Origin of the sequence: Rhodococcus sp. T9N (genome assembly GCF_024436645.1) — a bacterium.
Classification (GTDB): domain Bacteria; phylum Actinomycetota; class Actinomycetes; order Mycobacteriales; family Mycobacteriaceae; genus Rhodococcus_F; species Rhodococcus_F qingshengii.
In genome coordinates this window covers 31,505-48,489 of the sequence record NZ_JAMSKS010000004.1, presented here as the reverse complement: position 1 = coordinate 48,489, position 16,985 = coordinate 31,505, and the positions used below count along the sequence as shown (strand labels likewise).

At 63.4% G+C, this 16,985-nt stretch carries 13 protein-coding genes; 6 read left to right on the top strand and 7 right to left on the bottom strand.

Annotated features, from left to right (window positions below; genetic code table 11):
* Positions 1–133 precede the first annotated feature (133 nt).
* Positions 134–1,054 carry a hydrogen peroxide-inducible genes activator gene (locus M1L53_RS08930; protein WP_020907545.1) on the top strand — a complete coding sequence of 307 codons (921 nt, stop codon included), beginning with the start codon at positions 134–136 and terminating at the stop codon, positions 1,052–1,054.
* Positions 1,055–1,082: 28 nt separating this feature from the next.
* Here M1L53_RS08930 and M1L53_RS08925 read toward each other — a convergent pair whose 3' ends face one another.
* Positions 1,083–2,483 (bottom strand): FAD-binding oxidoreductase, encoded by a 1,401-nt coding sequence (locus M1L53_RS08925; RefSeq protein ID WP_054188519.1) that lies wholly within the window; start codon positions 2,481–2,483, stop codon positions 1,083–1,085.
* Positions 2,484–2,605: 122 nt separating this feature from the next.
* Positions 2,606–3,454, bottom strand: coding sequence for a LysR substrate-binding domain-containing protein (locus M1L53_RS08920; protein WP_003942255.1), 849 nt, complete (start codon positions 3,452–3,454; stop codon positions 2,606–2,608).
* 56 nt (positions 3,455–3,510) lie between these two features.
* On the opposite strand from M1L53_RS08920, the gene M1L53_RS08915 reads away from it, so the two are divergent.
* Positions 3,511–3,918, top strand: coding sequence for a DUF5997 family protein (locus M1L53_RS08915; RefSeq protein ID WP_037129978.1), 408 nt, complete (start codon positions 3,511–3,513; stop codon positions 3,916–3,918).
* Positions 3,919–3,971: 53 nt separating this feature from the next.
* Here the strand turns inward: M1L53_RS08915 and M1L53_RS08910 are convergent, their stop codons facing one another.
* From M1L53_RS08910 to M1L53_RS08900, 3 genes are all read right to left on the bottom strand, one after another.
* Positions 3,972–6,476: an RNA helicase gene (locus M1L53_RS08910; RefSeq protein WP_054188518.1), complete on the bottom strand. Its 2,505-nt coding sequence runs from the start codon at positions 6,474–6,476 to the stop codon at positions 3,972–3,974.
* Between the two features lie 26 nt (positions 6,477–6,502).
* A complete protein-coding gene (locus tag M1L53_RS08905; RefSeq protein ID WP_007732813.1) occupies positions 6,503–7,540 on the bottom strand; it encodes an alpha/beta fold hydrolase in 1,038 nt (345 codons plus the stop codon).
* Positions 7,541–7,721: 181 nt separating this feature from the next.
* A complete protein-coding gene (locus M1L53_RS08900; RefSeq protein ID WP_003942198.1) occupies positions 7,722–8,681 on the bottom strand; it encodes a proteasome assembly chaperone family protein in 960 nt (319 codons plus the stop codon).
* A 355-nt stretch (positions 8,682–9,036) separates the two neighbouring features.
* Here M1L53_RS08900 and M1L53_RS08895 point away from each other — a divergent pair, with 355 nt between their 5' ends.
* Both M1L53_RS08895 and M1L53_RS08890 read left to right on the top strand, forming a co-directional pair.
* Positions 9,037–9,792: a sensor domain-containing protein gene (locus M1L53_RS08895; protein WP_007732815.1), complete on the top strand. Its 756-nt coding sequence runs from the start codon at positions 9,037–9,039 to the stop codon at positions 9,790–9,792.
* Positions 9,793–9,947: 155 nt separating this feature from the next.
* Positions 9,948–11,081 (top strand): DUF4192 domain-containing protein, encoded by a 1,134-nt coding sequence (locus M1L53_RS08890; RefSeq protein ID WP_039973312.1) that lies wholly within the window; start codon positions 9,948–9,950, stop codon positions 11,079–11,081.
* On the opposite strand, the gene galE is transcribed toward M1L53_RS08890, so the two are convergent.
* Both galE and M1L53_RS08880 read right to left on the bottom strand, forming a co-directional pair.
* Complete coding sequence (gene galE / locus M1L53_RS08885; RefSeq protein WP_007732821.1) at positions 11,078–12,067, bottom strand: UDP-glucose 4-epimerase GalE; 990 nt, start codon at positions 12,065–12,067, stop codon at positions 11,078–11,080. The two genes, M1L53_RS08890 and galE, sit on opposite strands and share 4 nt — an antisense overlap.
* An 8-nt stretch (positions 12,068–12,075) precedes the next feature.
* Positions 12,076–12,762, bottom strand: a complete 687-nt coding sequence (locus tag M1L53_RS08880; protein ID WP_003942150.1) for a metal-dependent transcriptional regulator — start codon at positions 12,760–12,762, stop codon at positions 12,076–12,078.
* 176 nt (positions 12,763–12,938) lie between these two features.
* On the opposite strand from M1L53_RS08880, the gene M1L53_RS08875 reads away from it, so the two are divergent.
* Entirely contained in the window at positions 12,939–14,210 is a 1,272-nt protein-coding gene (locus tag M1L53_RS08875) for an acetoin utilization protein AcuC (protein WP_003942159.1), read from the top strand.
* On the top strand, positions 14,203–16,914 hold the full coding sequence (locus M1L53_RS08870) for a bifunctional GNAT family N-acetyltransferase/acetate--CoA ligase family protein (RefSeq protein ID WP_007732826.1): 2,712 nt from the start codon (positions 14,203–14,205) through the stop codon (positions 16,912–16,914). Before M1L53_RS08875 ends, M1L53_RS08870 begins: the two co-directional genes overlap by 8 nt.
* Positions 16,915–16,985: the final 71 nt, after the last annotated feature.

Sequence of the window (16,985 nt, the reverse complement as noted above, 5' to 3'; positions counted from 1 at the left end):
GTTTGTCACCGTCAGCGGGTCGGACGGTTTCGACTGGAGTGTCGAGGTTGTGACCGGCGCTTTTTGGTATGAGTCCATTCTGCATCAAACCGTTCAAAAGGTAAAGGTGATGGGTGGCACTACACTGATAGGCATGTCTGATCAGACTTATCAACCTTCCTTGTCACAGCTGCGTGCCTTTGTGTCTGTGGCCGAGTACCGGCACTTCGGTACTGCCGCAGCGCGTTCCGGTGTGAGCCAACCCACACTGTCGCAGGCGCTGGCAGCTCTCGAGGCGGGACTAGGGGTCAAACTGATCGAACGTAGTACGCGGCGCGTGCTCGTGACCGCGGACGGACAGCGCTTGCTCGGTCAGGCCAAGCAAATCCTCGAGGCTGCCGACGGTTTCGTCGCGAGCGCGGCCGGCTCCGGCGACTCTCTGACCGGACCGCTACGCATCGGGTTGATCCCGACCGTTGCGCCCTACATTCTTCCGGGGTTGTTGCCGGAGCTGCGCGAGAAGCTGCCGTCGTTGGCGCCGCAAATAGTCGAGGATCAAACGGCGCGCTTGCTTGATGCCCTGCGATCGGGAGCGCTCGACGTCGCGGTGTTGGCGCTTCCTGCCGGAACACCTGGCCTGGTGGAAGTTCCTGTGTACGAAGAGGATTTTGTGATGGTCGTGCCGAACGATCATTCCTTGGCCGGACGTGTCGATCTCACGGCGGACGTGCTCGACGCGCTGCCGTTGCTCTTGCTCGACGACGGCCACTGCCTGCGTGACCAGACGTTGGATCTGTGCCGTTCGGTAGACGCCCATCCGCTTGCCGGCGACACGCGGGCTACCTCTCTCGCGACAGTCGTGCAATGTGTGGCCGGGGGACTCGGGGTGACTTTGGTCCCGGAATCGGCTGTTGCCGTGGAGGTTCGACGCGGGGACTTGTCGACGGCGCATTTCGCTTCGCCGGCTCCAGGTCGCACGATCGGCGTCGTGTTCCGCTCGTCGAGTGGCCGAGCAGAAGGATTCCGTCAGCTGGCCGAGCTGGTCCGTTCGGTCAGCCCGACGGTTCCTCGATGACGTGACTCGTTCGACGTCGACGTGAAAGCTAGTCGAGAGAGCCTTCTTTCACGGCAATGACGGCTCCGGGATTGAGAATTCCCAGCGGGTCGAGCGCATCCTTGACCTTGCGATTGAGGACCATGACGTCGTCACCCAACTGTGACGGCAGCCAGTCGCGCTTGAGTCGACCGACCCCGTGTTCGCCGGTGATCGTGCCGCCGAGCGCGATGGCGAGATCCATCACCCGTCCGAATGCGATCTGTGCGCGTTCGGACATGTCCGGGTCTGCGGGGTCGAAGACGATGAGCGGGTGGGTGTTTCCGTCTCCGGCGTGCGCCACCGTGCAGATCAGGACGTCGAGGTCGTCTGCGATGGCTTCGACCCCGGTTACCAGCTGGGGGAGTGCGCGCATGGGAACGCCCACGTCTTCGAGAAGCAGACTTCCCATCGCGAGCACGGCCGGGAACACCGCTCGCCGTGCCGCCGCAAAAGCGTCACCTTCGGCCTGGTCATCGGTGGCGAATACTTCGGTGGCTCCGTTGTTTTCGCACGCCTGAACAATCGTCTCGATTTCCAGCACGCCTGCCGCGCCGGGTGCGTCGGACTGCGCGAGCAGTAGTGCGTGAGCCTTGCGGTTCAGACCCATGCGTACCGAATCCTCGACAGCATTGATACTGGCGTGATCCATGAACTCGAGCATCGCCGGACGCATGTTGCTGGTGATCGCCAAGACCGCGTCGGCAGCTTCTTGTACCGAGTCGAACGACGCGACGACGGTTGATGCGGGCGGCTGCGCGGGAATCAAACGCAACGTGATTTCCGTGATGATGCCGAGAGTGCCCTCGCTGCCCACGAACAGTTTGGTGAGTGAGAGTCCGGCGACGTCCTTGAGAAGGGGACCTCCGAGGCTGACAGCTGTACCGTCCGCCAGCACGACCCGGAGTCCGAGAACGTAGTCGGTGGTAACTCCGTACTTGACGCAGCAGAGTCCGCCGGCGTTGGTGGCTGCATTGCCGCCGATGGAACAGATCTCGAAGGACGACGGGTCAGGTGGGTACCAGAGTCCGTGCTCTGCGGCGGCTTTCTTGACCTCCGCATTCATCAAGCCGGGCTGAGTAACCGCCACCCGGGCGACCGGGTCGATCGTGATCTGTCGCATTCGCTCGGTGCTGACCACGATGCAACCGTCGACGGCGCTGGATCCACCGGACAGGCCCGAGCCGGCACCTCTGGGAACCACCGGTACGCGATTGGCGGTTGCCCATCGCATCACGGTTTGGATGTCTTCGGTGCACGTAGCGCGAACCACGGCAGCGGGGTGGCCGGCGGCCGGATCGGCAGCCCAGTCCTGGCGGTAGCCCGCGGTCACGTCCGGATCCAGCAGGACGGCTCCCTCGGGGAGTGCCGCTACCAATTCGTCGAGGGCTGAAGAACTCGCGGGAGTCATACTCTCATCATGCTCGACGGAGTTCGACGATGCGCCAATTCGCGAGACCACAGCCCGAGTCTGTCGCGCCTGATCAGTTCAGCATTGTCCGGCAGCGATCCTCCGAGTTGCCAGTTGAAGCCCTAGCGGCCCTTCTGCTTTCCGGAGAACCGGCCACCCGAACTCTTGGTCCCACCGGACTTGCCGCTGCCTGATTTGCCGCCCGCCTTGGCCTTACCGGAACCGGCGTTGCGTCCGGATATGTTCTTCGCGGTGCCGGCGCCCTTAGCTTTCTGCCCGTTCTTGGCAGCTTCTGCGCGACGCTCGCGGGCCGCGATCTTGGCCTTGACGGAGCCCTTGATCTTCTCCGCCGGCTCACCGTTTCGGCCGCGGGAACTCTGCGCCGTTCGGCCCCGCACGATGCCGATAAGTTCCTCGACCAGATCTGTGGTCTTGGACTCCATCCATGCCAAAGCCACAGGTGCCTCGGGCGCACCGTCCACCGGACGGAAGGTCAGGTCCTTGCGATGGTGGAACCGCGCCAGCGAATGGGGAACCACGACAACTCCGACGCCGGCGGCCACCAACTCGATGGCGTCGGCGATGGTCGCGGGTCGCTCGGCGGCGGTCTTTCCGGGACGGGTCGGCCAGTCGAGTCTGTCGTCGAGAGGATCGAGCACTATCTCGTCGGCCAGATCGTCGACGGAAATCTGATCGACAGTAGTGAACACGTGATCCTTCGGTACCACCACCACCGGGGTTTCCGCGTACAGCGAGATGGCGCTGATGCCGGTCCGGTCGATCGGCAGTCGAACCAAACCTGCATCTGCTTCACCGGCGCGAAGTGCAGCTTCGAGTTCGAGAACCGGGAACTGAACAAGTTCCAGACGCACCTCGGGGAGCCGCTCGTGCCACACCCGGACCCACTTGGTGGGCGTCACCCCCGGGGCGTACGCGAGTCGAAAAATTGCCTGACTATCCGCGTCTGTCACCAGGCAAGGCTACCGCCTTGGTAAAAGCACCCGTATCGGCTGGTTACTCTTGTTGCATGACGTCGAACAAAACTCCCCAGACGATGAAGCCGACGACGGCTGCCAAGAAGCTGGGTGTGTACCTGGAAGCAACACCTGCGCAGTTCCAGGAAGGCGACGTGACTCGTGACGAGCTGACCGCTCTGCAGACCGATCCGCCGGAGTGGCTGCTGGAGCTGCGACGCACCGGACCGCATCCTCGCCCGGTCATCGCAGCCAAGCTGGGCGTGTCGATCGCCGGCCTGGCCCGCGGCGGCGTCGAAGAAGCACTCACCACGGATCAGATCGCCGCACTCCTCGAAGAGAAGCCCGAATGGCTCGAAAAGGAACGCGCTGTTCAGGCCGACGTGCGGGCCGAGAACGTTCGCATCAAGGAAAAGCGCGCTGCTCGCCGCAACCAGCCGCGGAAGGCTCGAAGGGGCTGACGCCCCCTGTGCGCCTTTTTGGTAGCGCCGACTACCAGAAAGGCGCACAGGCGCTAGCCTTCTACGACGCTCAGCTCGTCGAACACGATTTCACCCGCGGCATCCGATTCCGGGATGTCGACGACGGCAAGCAGTGCCCATCCGTGATCGCCCTCCGGATCCTCGAGCACCTGCCGCACCCGCCAGAGCTCACCCTCTTCGGTGACCTGGAAGAGCGCCGGCCCGCGCGCCGATGGCCCGGTTCCGATTGTTGCGTACTCCTCGAAGTACGGGAGTAGTTGCTCCTCCCACTCGGCGGCGTCGATACCGTCCTCGAGGTTTTCCAGCTCATTCCACTGCCGACGCGACGCGAGGTCGATGCGTCGGAACATCGCATTGCGCACCATGACGCGGAATGCGCGCGGGTTCGCCGAGATGGGACGGGGAATGTCGGCGCCGAACGCAACCTCTTCCGTATCTGCCTCGGCTCCGGGGTCGGTGAGTGACTCCCATTCGTCGAGCAGGCTCGAGTCGACCTGACGGATCAGCTCGCCCAACCACTCGATGATGTCTTCGAGTTCCTCGGTGCGCGCTTCCGTCGGGACGGTTTGTCGCAGCGCGCGGTAGGCGTCGGCGAGGTAGCGCAGGACGAGGCCCTCGGACCGGGTGAGTCCGTAATGGCTGATCAACTCGGCAAACGTCATGGCGCGTTCGATCATGTCGCGCACCACGGACTTGGGGGAGAGGGCGAACTCGGTGATCCACGGGTGGCCACCCCGGTACATTTCGAAAGCCGGGAACAGCAAGTCCGACAACGGTTTCGGCCACGTAACCTCTTCGAGGAGTTCCATGCGCTCCTCGTACTCGATGCCGTCGGCCTTCATCTGCGCAACCGCTTCGCCACGAGCGAAGTGCTGCTGCGCCATCAGAACCTGACGCGGATCGTCGAGCGTCGACTCGATGATCGAGACGACATCGAGTGCGTAACTGTCGGATTCGACGTCGAGAAGTTCGAATGCCGCCAAGGCGAACGGTGAGAGTGGCTGGTTCAAGGCGAAGTCGCGTTGCAGGTCCATCGTCAACCGAGCCATGCGGCCGTACTCGTCGGGTTCGTCGAGGCGTTCCACGATGCCGGCGCTGAGCAATCCGCGATACAGCGAGATCGCTTTGAGGATGTGCTTGCGCTGCGCCGGACGCGATTCGTGGTTGTCCTCCAACAGGTGCCGCATCGCGTCGAAGCAGTTACCCGGGCGGGCAATGACATTGAGCAGCATCGAGTTGCTGACCGAGAATCGCGACACCAACGGCTCGGGCGAGGCCGCGACCAAGCGATCGAACGTCGCTTCGCTCCAGGACACAAACCCCTCGGGAGCCTTCTTGCGTTGAATCTTCTTGATCTTCTTCGGATCGTCGCCGGCCTTGGCGACTGCCCGCAGATTCTCTACTTCGTGTTCCGGTGCCTGTACGACGACGGTGCCCATCGTGTCGTAGCCTGCACGACCCGCGCGACCGGCGATCTGATGGAACTCGCGGGCTTTCAGATGTCGAGTACGGACACCGTCGTACTTGGCCAGACCCGTGAGCAGCACCGTGCGGATCGGGACGTTGATGCCGACGCCGAGGGTGTCGGTACCGCAAATCACCTTGAGAAGCCCGTCCTGTGCGAGAACTTCGATGAGCCGTCGGTACTTGGGCAGCATGCCCGCATGGTGAACGCCGATGCCGTGCCGAACCAGGCGGGAGAGTGTTTTTCCGAACCCGGTGGTGAAGCGGAAACCACCCAGCGCCTCGGCGATCGCTTCCTTCTCTTCTTTGGAACAGAAATTGACGCTCGTCAGTGCCTGGGCGCGTTCGAGGGCGGCGGCCTGCGTGAAATGCACGATGTAGACGGGGGACTGGTTGGTGGTCACCAGATCTTCGATGGTTTCGCCGACCGGCGTGGTCGCGTACGAGAACATCAAAGGCACGGGGCGTTCTGTGCCGGAGACGACGGTGGTGGGTTTCCCGGTACGCCGCGTCAGATCTTCGGAGAAGAAGTCGACTTCACCGAGAGTTGCCGACATCAACAGGAACTGGGCGTGCGGCAACTCGATGAGCGGAACCTGCCACGCCCAACCTCGATCGGGTTCGGAGTAGAAGTGGAACTCGTCCATCACGACCTGGCCGATATCGGAGTTCGGGCCCTCGCGCAGTGCAAGATTCGCGACGATTTCGGCCGTCGCACAAATGATCGGCGCCGACGAGTTCACGGCGGCGTCGCCGGTCATCATGCCGACGTTCTCGGCACCGAAGACCTCACACAGTGCAAAGAACTTCTCGCTCACGAGCGCCTTGATCGGCGCTGTGTAATAGGTGCGCTTGCCGAGCGACATCGCATAGAAATGCGCGCCGATCGCCACCATCGACTTGCCTGACCCGGTCGGCGTCGCAAGGATCACGTTTGCACCCGAGACCAACTCCATGACGGCCTCTTCTTGGGCCGGGTAGAGCGTCAAACCTCGTTCGATGGTCCACGAAGAGAAGGCGTCGAAAACGGAATCAGGATCCGCGTTGTCGGGGAGAAGTTCCGTCAGCAGCACTCGTACAGGCTAGCCGCAACCGTGGATCAGGTTGCGCTTCGCTCGTCCGAGCCCATGGCGTCGAGCACAGCCATGCGGGTGGACGACGTTCCGGTGATGGTGTTCTCGCCGACCCCGGAGATCAGCATGTGGCGCCAGCGAGCCTCGTCGAAGACGAGTGGTGCGGTGCTGGAAAGAAAATCTTCGACGATCTGCAGGAAACGCATCGGATCGTCGCGGAACGGGAAGTGGCCCGAGCCGCGGAAGACTTCGAGGCGTGAGTTCGGCATCGCCGCGTGCGCGAGATGAGCGTGGGAGACGGGAATGACGGAGTCGTCGTCGCCCCAGATCAGTTGAACCGGCAGATTCTCGGTCAGATAACAGCGGTCGAGCATCGTGACCACCTGTCCGCGCCAGTCCACGACGGCCCGCAGCGTACGAAGGTAGGCCTCGTAGGCCGTGGGGTCGGGGAGATCAGCGAGCACGCGAATCAGGTCCGGTGTGTCATGCAACATGGTGCCGGGACGCAGATTTGAACCGTGAACTACGCCGGCAAGGTTCCCGGCCATCCGGACGAGCGGCATCGCACCAGGTATCCGGAGCAGCTTTACCACCTCGTTGACCACCGGAACGGACATGAGGCGCAGCAGCGGATGGACGTCCTTGGTGACGCCACCGGCCGAGACCAGCACGAGGCGATCCACCATGTGTGGGAATTGGTAGGAGAACTGCATCGCTACGCCGCCGCCGAGCGAGTGCCCGATGACGGTGACGTGCTCGATGCCGAGCGTCGACAGAAGATCCCGCATGCCGTTGGCGTACGCGGCTACCGAGTAATCCGCGCGTGGCTTGTCGGAACGGCCGTGACCCAACAGGTCAGGTGCGATGACCGTGTACTTCTTGGCGAGGTGGGGAATGATCTCGGTCCACGTCGACGAGTTGTCGCCGATTCCGTGCAGGAGCAGTACCGCCGGACCCTCGCCGGCTATCCGAAATGCGCGTCGGTAGCCGTGAATCGTCCGGAACATCATCCGCGGTTCCTCGTCGGGGACCGGTCGGAGCTGACGGTTCCGTGGTCTGCTCATGTCGCCTCCTGGCTCGGCGTGTGACCACGTTGACTGTCTGCTCCAGTTGTTGAGCCGTCAACGAAAATCACACAGAGTTTGAGGCTATCCGACGGATGTGTCCTGAACAACAGCCCAGGTAACGGAGGGGTTGCGGAATGCGCACAATGTCGAATTATGCGCCCCGCCCGTCACATTTTCGTCAGTTGTCGCCTCGATCGAGGTCTCCAGCTGAGCCGAAGTCGTCATTTCCCGCCTGTTCGGCCAGGAACTTTTCGAACTCTGCGCCGATCTCGTCACCGCTGGGAAGGTCGGCCTCGCCGGCCAGAAGGGACGACTGTTGTTCCTGAGCGGCGACAAAAGTGTCGTATTGACGCTCCAAAGCGTGGACTACAGTCTGAACTTCTTCGTTCCCGGCTATGTGCTCGTTAACCTGTTCCCGAACGCGCGCCGCGGCCTCACCCAGTGCCACCAAGGGCAACTCCAGATCCGAAACCTCGGAAACGTTTTCGAGCAAAGTTTCTGCGGCGCCCGGGTAGTCCGTTTGCGCGAGGTAGTGGGGGACATGCACCGAAAAGCCCATCGCCTCGTGCCCGTGCTGAGACATACGAAGCTCGAGCAGTGATGATGCGCTGCCGGGAACCTGCAGTTCACCTGACCAACGCTGATGGTCCTGGATCAGGTCCTTGTTGGTCGAATGTGCTGTCACACCGAGCGGTCGGGTGTGCGGGATTGCCATCGGAATCGCGTTGAGCCCGATGGTTCGACGCACTCCCAACTGTTCGGACAACAGTCGAACAGCTGTGGTGAACCGCTCCCACTTGAGGTCCGGTTCCATCCCGGCAAGCAGCAGGAACGGCGTGCCGGCCGTATCGCGCAGTGCGTACAGATTGAGCGCCGGAGCGTCGTAATCGGAGAAATGATCGGCCTTGAACGTCATCGTCGGTCGACGCGAGCGGTAGTCGATCAGCTCGTCGACAGCAAACGACGCGACAAGCTCGGTCTCGAGGCTTTCGCGCAGATGCGTCGTCGCCAACTTCACGGCGTGACCGGCGTCGGAGTAACCCTCGAGTCCGTGAATCAGGATCGGTCCCTGGCCGTCGGCAGCCGCCAACTGGGGCGCCGGAAATTCCAGCTCGTACATCCTCGACTGTTCGTCCATCGCAGTCCCCTTCGCTCTTCGGTCTTGATCTCAAGTGTCCACTATCGGCGCACGCTCGACAGCATCGGAGTCAGGTGCCCGACAGCACTGGATCAGACGTTCATCGGTAAGAACACCGAGTCGGTGACCGATCATTCCCGATCCGACGAGACGGGCGTTCGCCGAGAGCGAAGCTGAGCGGTATTTTTCGACACTTGGCCTGGGCGTTCGCTAGATGTCGGGTGCGCGGCTTCGGACATGGCAGAGTGGAACACAAGGTCGGCACGGCCGATTTGTCCGAAATGGATTGGTCGATTGTCGGGATCGGTCGAGTGCGGAGGCTTACATGCGGGTGTGTCCACGATCGTCCAGGCGAGTGGCCGCATGCTCACTTGCTGCGGTGGCCGCCGTTGCACTACTCGCGGGCTGCTCCGGGTCGGTCCAAGGAGCACCCGTTCCGGACTCCGCGCCGGCGACTGCCGGTGCGACCGACAGCGGCACGGCGGCGCCGAGTACGACGGCTGCACCCAAATCCTCGACGCCGAAATCCACCTCTCCGAAAACGGCGGCACCGCTGTCCGAACTGCTGCTGACTCCCGAGGAATTCCCCGAGCCCTTCGGCGCTGTTGTGCTGCCCCCGCAAGCCGTTCCGATGGCAGCGCCGGATCTAGTCGGCGTCCCGCGCGGTGCCACCGTCGATCCGTCCGAATGTGAGCCACCGGAACAGGATTACGGTCCGAACGGGACCGTGATGGCGGTCGGGACCGACAACGCGACGAGGGCAACGATTTCGGTCGAACTCACGAAGGTCGATGCACCACTGGACGAGTTGGAAGCGCAAACTCGGCAGTGCCCGTCCATGACTGTCACTGCGAACGGCGTCACTACGGCAGTGACGACGGAAATTCTTCCGCCGTCGCCGATCGATGCCGACAAGACGATGTCACTTCGCCGCACTGTCGTGTCCCCCAAGGCCACAGCCGGTGATCAGACGATGCTGACCTTGATCGCGCAGGTCGGCGACGTACGGGTGGCGACAACACTGATGACGTTCGGTTCTGCGACGCCCTCGACGGCACCGCTGGATCAAGCGTTCACCGCAGCCGTGCAGAAGGTCAAAGCAGGCAAGTGATTTCACAGCACACAGGTCCGACAAGTAGCGGAGCTGCTCGGTGCGGCGCGGTACTTGGTCCCCAACAAATGCGGTAATCCACAGACGAGTTGGACGCAGCTGTTTTCCCTGCTCGAGCAGACGGTCGGGTCAGGGTGATCAGCGACGGTGTGTGCATGACGACATCACCTCTTCCGGGAGAATTCGAATTCTCCGACGACGACCTTGCCGCCCTTCTCGGATGCGTCGAACGCGTCTCCGATCCAGGCGAATTGATCGCGGCAATACCCGCACTCCTGGGCTTCCATCCGTCCAACTCTGTGGTTGCGCTGTCTCTGATGGGCGCCTCCGCCTCGACGCTCGGACCAGTGATGCGGCACGACTACTTTCCCAGTGTCAGGGGAAAGCCCGCGAGGCAGATGAGCGCGGCGCTGCGCCAGTTCGCCGCCGTCTGTGACGGGGAAGGCGCGCGTGCGGTCGTTCTCGTGGTGATCACCGATTGCTCGGCGGCTGAAACTCTGATCGATGAAACCATCGAGCTGGCCGAGGTATTCGAAGACATGCTCGGCGGAACCTGCGTCGAGCTGGCCGACGTATTGTGCACGGCCGCAATAGAATCTGGCCAGCCGTGGACGAGCGTCATGCGTTCGATTCACCGCGGCACCCTGCCAGACCCGGCATCTTCGTCGGTTGCAGCAGCACAGGTGTTGGGCGGGAGGGTCATTCGCCGTTCGCGTGAGGAACTGGTCCGGTGGGTACACGGCGCCGCTCGCAATCACGACACGATTGCCCGACTGATCGCGAGCCGACGAGAGTCGAGCGCGCACAGTGGAGGACCGAGCGGTGAAACCGCAGTTCAGCGCCGGATCGATCTGGTGTTGGAACATGTCCGCCGTGTCGAGGCAGGCGCTCACTGCCCTGACCCGCAGGAATGCGCCGATCTGGTGGTCGCTTTGACGGACGTACGCGTGCGCGACGTGGTGCTGGGATTGGCGATCACGTCCGTTGCGGCACATGCTGAGCAATTGTGGCTCGTGCTCACCCATGAAGTCCCGTTGCCCGAACGAGCTTGGCCGGCAACACTTCTCGGCTTCTTTGCATACGTGCGTGGCGACGGACCTCTGGCAGGTGTTGCGCTGTCGGCCGCGCTGTCGGCCGATTCGGAACACACCTTGGCGGGATTGCTGGATCTATCGCTGCAATCCGGTATGCGCCCCGACGGAATCCGTGACCTCGCGGCCGTCGGATTGTCCATCGGGGAATCGCTCGGAATCACCGGCTTGCCGCCGGCACTGCCGAATGGAAGCTAGCGAGCAGCGTGTGAGCGGTCGCCCAGATCCTGGAGGAACTGCCATGCGTCGGCGACGATGACGTCGAGATCGGTACGCGTGGGCGTCCAACCGAGCTCGGTAATCGCCTTGTCGCTCGATGCGATCAGTACTGCCGGATCACCCAGCCGTCGTGACGCGTCCTCGACGTTGATCGGCAGGCCGGTGACCCGCGCACAGGCGGCGATCACCTCGCGCACGCTGAAGCCGGCACCGCTTCCGAGGTTGTAGATGCGGTGCTCGCCGGGAACCGAGGATTCGAGCGCCAGTAGATGTGCTTCGGCGAGGTCCAGCACGTGGATGTAGTCGCGTACCGCGGTTCCGTCCGGCGTGGGCCAGTCGGTTCCGAAGACCGAGATCTTGTCCCGCTGCTCGAGTGCGACCTGAAGGACGAGCGGAATCAGGTGGGTTTCGATCACCCGGTTCTCACCGGCGGACTTGTACGCGCCCGCGACGTTGAAGTAGCGCAAGCTCGTCGCACCGAGGCCGTGAGCGATCGAGTACGAGGTGATCGCATGATCGATCGCGAGCTTGGTCGCGCCGTACGGATTGGTGGGGCGGGTCGGAGCGGTCTCCACGATCGGGGACTGCTCCGGTTCGCCGTACGTTGCGGCGGTGGACGAGAACACGAGGCGCGGAGTACCGGAGACACGGATCGCCTCGAGCAACTCGATGGTCGTGACGACGTTTCCGCGCCAGTACTTTTCGGGGTGCAGCACCGATTCGCCGACCAGCGACTGCGCCGCGAAGTGAAGCACACCGTCGAAAACCGGTGAACCCGCACTGCCGAGGACGTCGGCGGCAAGCGCTCCCACGTCTCCTTCGATGAACTCGGCACCGGCAGGCACCGCGTCGGCATTTCCGGTGGAGAGGTCGTCGATGACGACAACCTCGTGTCCACGCTCGAGCAACACAGTGCTGCACACACTGCCGACGTAACCGGCGCCGCCGGTGACCAGGAGTTTCATCTACTTCCTCAGACCTGCTTGACCTGAACGGCGTGAGCCATTTCCTCGGACAGGTCGAACCCGCTGTGACCCGGCACGATGATCGTCACCGAGCCCGGACGGGTTTCGACCGTCACCCTGGCGTCGGGAACGACGCCGGCGTCACGCAGCTGCGCGATCACCTCGGGATCGGACTGCACGTGCTCGGCCAGTCGCCGAACGACCACAGCTGTCTGTGCGCCGTGCGGAATATCGGTCAGGCGCACCAATGTTTCGGTGGTGGCAACCGGGCCGTCGAGTCCCAACTGGTCCAAGCCCGGAATCGGGTTGCCGTAGGGCGACGTCGTGGGGTTGTTCAGAACGACGACGAGCCGACGCTCGACCTCCTCGCTCATCACGTGCTCCCAACGGCATGCCTCGGCATGTACGTCTTCCCATTTGAGACCGATGACGTCCACCAGCAGGCGCTCTGCCAACCGGTGCTTACGCATGACAGAGATCGCGAGATCGCGACCCTTGTCGGTGAGTTCCAGATGTCGATCGCCGGCGACCATCAGCAAGCCGTCACGCTCCATACGCGCAACAGTCTGGCTGACGGTGGGTCCGCTCTGTTCGAGCCGTTCGGCGATCCGCGCCCGGAGTGGGACTACGCCCTCTTCTTCCAAGTCGTAGATCGTCCGGAGATACATCTCCGTGGTGTCGACTAGATCCTTCACACTCAACCCCTTCGTCAGTTGATCATTCTACCGTTCAGTTCGTGGTTCCGGTGCCGCCTCCACCGCGGCGAGTCCAGCGCGTGTCCGAATTGGATTCGTGTCACTCGATCTCGGTCTCCGAAGCGGGCCACGAGTGTGGTGTGCAGCACGAAACGAGAAGGAAGTAGCGTGATCCCATGACCGCGTCGATCAGATCTGACGGGGACCCCGCGGCGTCTCGAGCGAATCGAGTCGTGGTGTGGAGTCCGGAGTACCTGAGCTATCGGTGGAGCGCCGATCACCCGATGAATCCCACTCGCCTCGATCTCACGATGGCACTCTCGCGAAGCCTCGGACTTCTCGAGGGCATCGAATTTCTCGAACCGAGTGCCGCGTCCGATGCCGACCTCCTCAGAATCCACACACCGGCATATCTTGCAGCGGTCAAAGACGCGGGTAACTCTGCGAACAACGGTGTGAGCGGCCAGGATGTTCCCCACGGGCTCGGTACCGAGGACAACCCGGTCTTCCCGCACATGCACGAAGCCAGTGCGATCCTCGCCGGCGGCTCGCTGGCCGCAGCGCAGGAAATCGCTTCGGGACGAACGAGGCGCGCGGTCAGCATCGGCGGCGGCATGCACCACGCGATGGCGGATTGGGCCTCTGGATTCTGCGTCTACAACGATGCGGCGGTTGCGATTTCGTGGCTGCTCGACAACGGCTACGACCGCATCGCCTACATCGACGTCGACGCTCACCACGGCGACGGAGTGCAACATGCGTTTCTCGGGGACCCGCGGGTGCTCACGGTCTCGCTGCATCAGCACCCGGCAACCTTGTGGCCGAACACCGGATGGTCGAGCGAAGTCGGCGACGGGGCCGCCGAAGGTACGGCGGTGAACATCCCGGTGCTGCCCGGAACCGTCGACGCGTTGTGGCTGCGTGCATTTCACGCCGTCGTCCCGGGAGCCATTGCAGCCTTCCGCCCGCAGATCATCATCAGCCAGTGCGGAGTCGACTCGCACCGCGAGGACCCGCTCGCGGATCTCGCCCTCACCGTCGACGGTCAGCGCGCCGCGTTTTTGGCGATGCGTGACCTCGCCGACCGCTACTCCGAGGGGCGGTGGCTGGCAGTCGGAGGCGGGGGATACGGACTGGTGCGCGTCGTGCCGAGGGCATGGACTCACTTGATCGCTGCAGCGCTCGATCGCGAGATCGACGTCGACACCGCTGTCCCGGAAGACTGGAAGGAATCGACGAAGCTGCGAGCGCCGAGCGTCGACCTCCCGCCGACCATGGGGGACGGCGGCGATGTCGCCTACACGCCGTGGGACGGCCCGGGTGGTACACCGGAGACAGGTGTCGCCTCGGTGGACCGTGCACTCACCCGTATCGACTCGGCGATCATCGCGACACGTCGCGCTTCGTTCCCGCTACTCGGACTCGACCCGGAGGATCCCCGTGACTGAACAGTCCGATACCGTAGCTGCCGGCGGCGAGGCGAGCGGCCAGGCGCCGAAGACCGACCCCGCTCACACCTATCCCCATTCCTGGGTAGTCGATGTTCTCGCCTCCGACGGCGGAGCGGTGGCGTTGCGACCCATCGTTCCCGAAGACGCGGACAAGCTCGTCGAATTCCACGGCAAACTCTCCGAGCGCACCCGGTATCTGCGCTACTTCGGCCCGTACCCCACGATGTCGGCGCGCGACGTCAAGAACTTCACGACGGTCGACCACCACAACCGCGTGGCGTTCGTGATGATGCTCGGCGACGAGATCATCGCGGTGGGTCGATACGAGCGACTGCTCGACGTCGGTGACGGAAAGTCTGCCGAGGTCGCCTTCGTCGTCGCCGACGCACACCAGGGGCGCGGCCTCGGCCCGATCCTGCTCGAGTACCTGGCAGCGGCAGCGGCCGAGAACGGTCTGACGATGTTCGTCGCCGAGGTCCTCTCCGAGAACCGCAACATGGTGACGGTGTTCCGTGAGGCGGGGTATCAGGTGAGCCGCTCTTTCGACGGTGGCGTGCTGAGACTCGAATTCGCGATCGACCCGACGGAAGCGCTTGTTTCAGTACGTAATTCGCGTGAGCGGGCAGCTGAGGCCCGCAGCATGGGAAACGTGCTCAGCCCGCGATCGGTGGCGGTGATCGGCGCATCAGCGGACCCGGCCAAAGTGGGTAACGCGGTGTTGACCAACCTGCTGCGCGGCGGATTCACCGGACCGGTCTATCCCGTCAACGCAGAGCATCGTTCGGTACACGGCGTTCGGGCATATCCGACGGTTCGTGACATCCCCGACGACGTCGATCTCGCCGTCGTGGCTGTACCTGCAGAATCGATCAATTCGGTACTCGACGACTGCCTCGACAAGGGGGTCAAAGCGCTGGTGGTCGTCTCGTCGGGCTTCAGTGAGAGTGGTCCGGACGGGCGCTCGTCCGAACGCAAACTGGTCCATGCAGCGCGCGCTCACGGTATGCGCCTCATCGGCCCGAATGCGCTGGGTGTCGCGAACAACGACCCGGCGATTTCGTTGAATGCGACGCTCGCGCCGGTCTTGCCGGTGGCAGGCAACGTCGGCTTCTTCTGTCAGTCCGGCGCGCTCGGTATCGCCATTCTCGACGAAGCCGCTCGCAGCCGAATCGGATTGTCCGCCTTCGTTTCCGCCGGTAACCGTGCGGACGTCTCGGGTAACGACCTTCTGCAGTACTGGGATTCCGACCAGTCCACCGAAGTGGTCCTTCTCTACCTGGAGAGCTTCGGCAACCCACGGAAGTTCTCTCGCATCGCCCGTCGAGTTGCGCGGAAGAAGCCGATCGTCGCAGTGAAGAGCGGTCGGCACGCGGTTCCGCCAGTGCTCGCCGCCACCGGAGTCGAGATCGACGATTCGATCGTCCGCGCCCTCTTCGAACAGGCGGGCGTCATTCAGGTCGGGTCCATTTCACAATTGTTCGACTGCGCCTTGCTCTTCGGATACCAACCGTTGCCCGCCGGCCCCCGGCTTGCGGTCATCGGCAACTCGACCGCGCTCGGTGTCCTTGCTGCGGACGCGGCCCGCAGTGAAGGTCTGCAGGTCAGCGACCCGGTCGACCTCGGCGCCCAGGCGAGTCCGGAACTCTTCGCCACTGCCGTGCGCGACGCTTTGGCGTCGTTCGACGTCGATGCCGTCATCGCCGTCTTCGTTCCTCCGGTAGCCATTCCGGTCGAGCCGTTCGCGAAAGCACTCAAGGACGCCGTCGCAGGCTCGGACAAGCCGATTCTCACCACGTTCCTCGCAGCTGAGGGTGTGCCGGACGTCCTGGCAGTTCGTGACGAAGTCGGTAACCCGACCCGCGGTTCGGTGCCGTCCTACCCGGGGCCGGAGCGTGCCGCCCTGGCGTTGGCGAGGGCTTGGCGATATGCGGAGTGGCGCAGCAAGCCTGCGTCGAAGGTGGTTCGCCCCGTAGGTATCGACTCCGAGCGAGCCCAGAAGATGGTGGCTGATTGGCTTGAAAACTCTCCTGGCCGTTGGCTTTCAGATGTGGAAGCGGCGGCGCTGCTCGAGTGCTACGGGGTCGCCGTCGTCGAATTCCGTTCGGTCCTGAGCGAAGACGAAGCTGTGGAGGCAGCGGATGCTGTCGGCTACCCGGTCGCGGTCAAGGCAACCGGCGAAATGTGGCGACACCGACCGGATCTGGGCGGTGTCAGGCTGGATCTGAGTGGACCGGAATCGGTGCGCCTCGCTTACCGAGATCTTGCGGCCGCGTCGGGTGAACCGCTGCTGCACGTGCAGAAAATGGCGACCAAGGGCATCGGATGTGTGGTTGGTGTCCAAGACGACCCGTCGTTCGGTTCGCTGATCTCGTTCGGGCTTGCCGGCGTGATCTCCGATCTCCTCGGTGACCGTGCCTATCGCGTACTGCCACTCACCGAGGACGCTGCTACGGAATTGATCGACGCGCCCAAGGCCGCGCCGCTTCTCTCCGGATACCGCAACGCCGTTCCGGTCAACAAGGGTGCGCTGGTTGATCTGGTCCAGCGCATCTCGGCGCTGGCCGACGACATTCCCGAAGTCCGCGAACTGGCCTGTGAGCCGGTACTCGCTTCGGCTACCGGCGCGGAGATCACCGATTCACGTGTCCGAATCGGACCTGAGCCGAGCGCAATCGACCTGGGGCCCAGGCGGCTGCGGTAGACACAGCGAACAACACCGGCCACCGCACATTCCCGAGGGGGAGGGAAGTTGCGGTGGCCGGTGCTTTGTGC

Coding starts and splice junctions, on each gene's coding strand:
- M1L53_RS08930 (WP_020907545.1), top strand. CDS start 134: ATGTCTGATCAGACTTATCAACCTTCCTTGTCACAGCTGCGTGCCTTT.
- M1L53_RS08900 (WP_003942198.1), bottom strand. CDS start 8,681: ATGGACGAACAGTCGAGGATGTACGAGCTGGAATTTCCGGCGCCCCAG.
- M1L53_RS08915 (WP_037129978.1), top strand. CDS start 3,511: ATGACGTCGAACAAAACTCCCCAGACGATGAAGCCGACGACGGCTGCC.
- galE (WP_007732821.1), bottom strand. CDS start 12,067: ATGAAACTCCTGGTCACCGGCGGCGCCGGTTACGTCGGCAGTGTGTGC.
- M1L53_RS08905 (WP_007732813.1), bottom strand. CDS start 7,540: ATGAGCAGACCACGGAACCGTCAGCTCCGACCGGTCCCCGACGAGGAA.
- M1L53_RS08875 (WP_003942159.1), top strand. CDS start 12,939: ATGACCGCGTCGATCAGATCTGACGGGGACCCCGCGGCGTCTCGAGCG.
- M1L53_RS08925 (WP_054188519.1), bottom strand. CDS start 2,483: ATGACTCCCGCGAGTTCTTCAGCCCTCGACGAATTGGTAGCGGCACTC.
- M1L53_RS08890 (WP_039973312.1), top strand. CDS start 9,948: ATGACGACATCACCTCTTCCGGGAGAATTCGAATTCTCCGACGACGAC.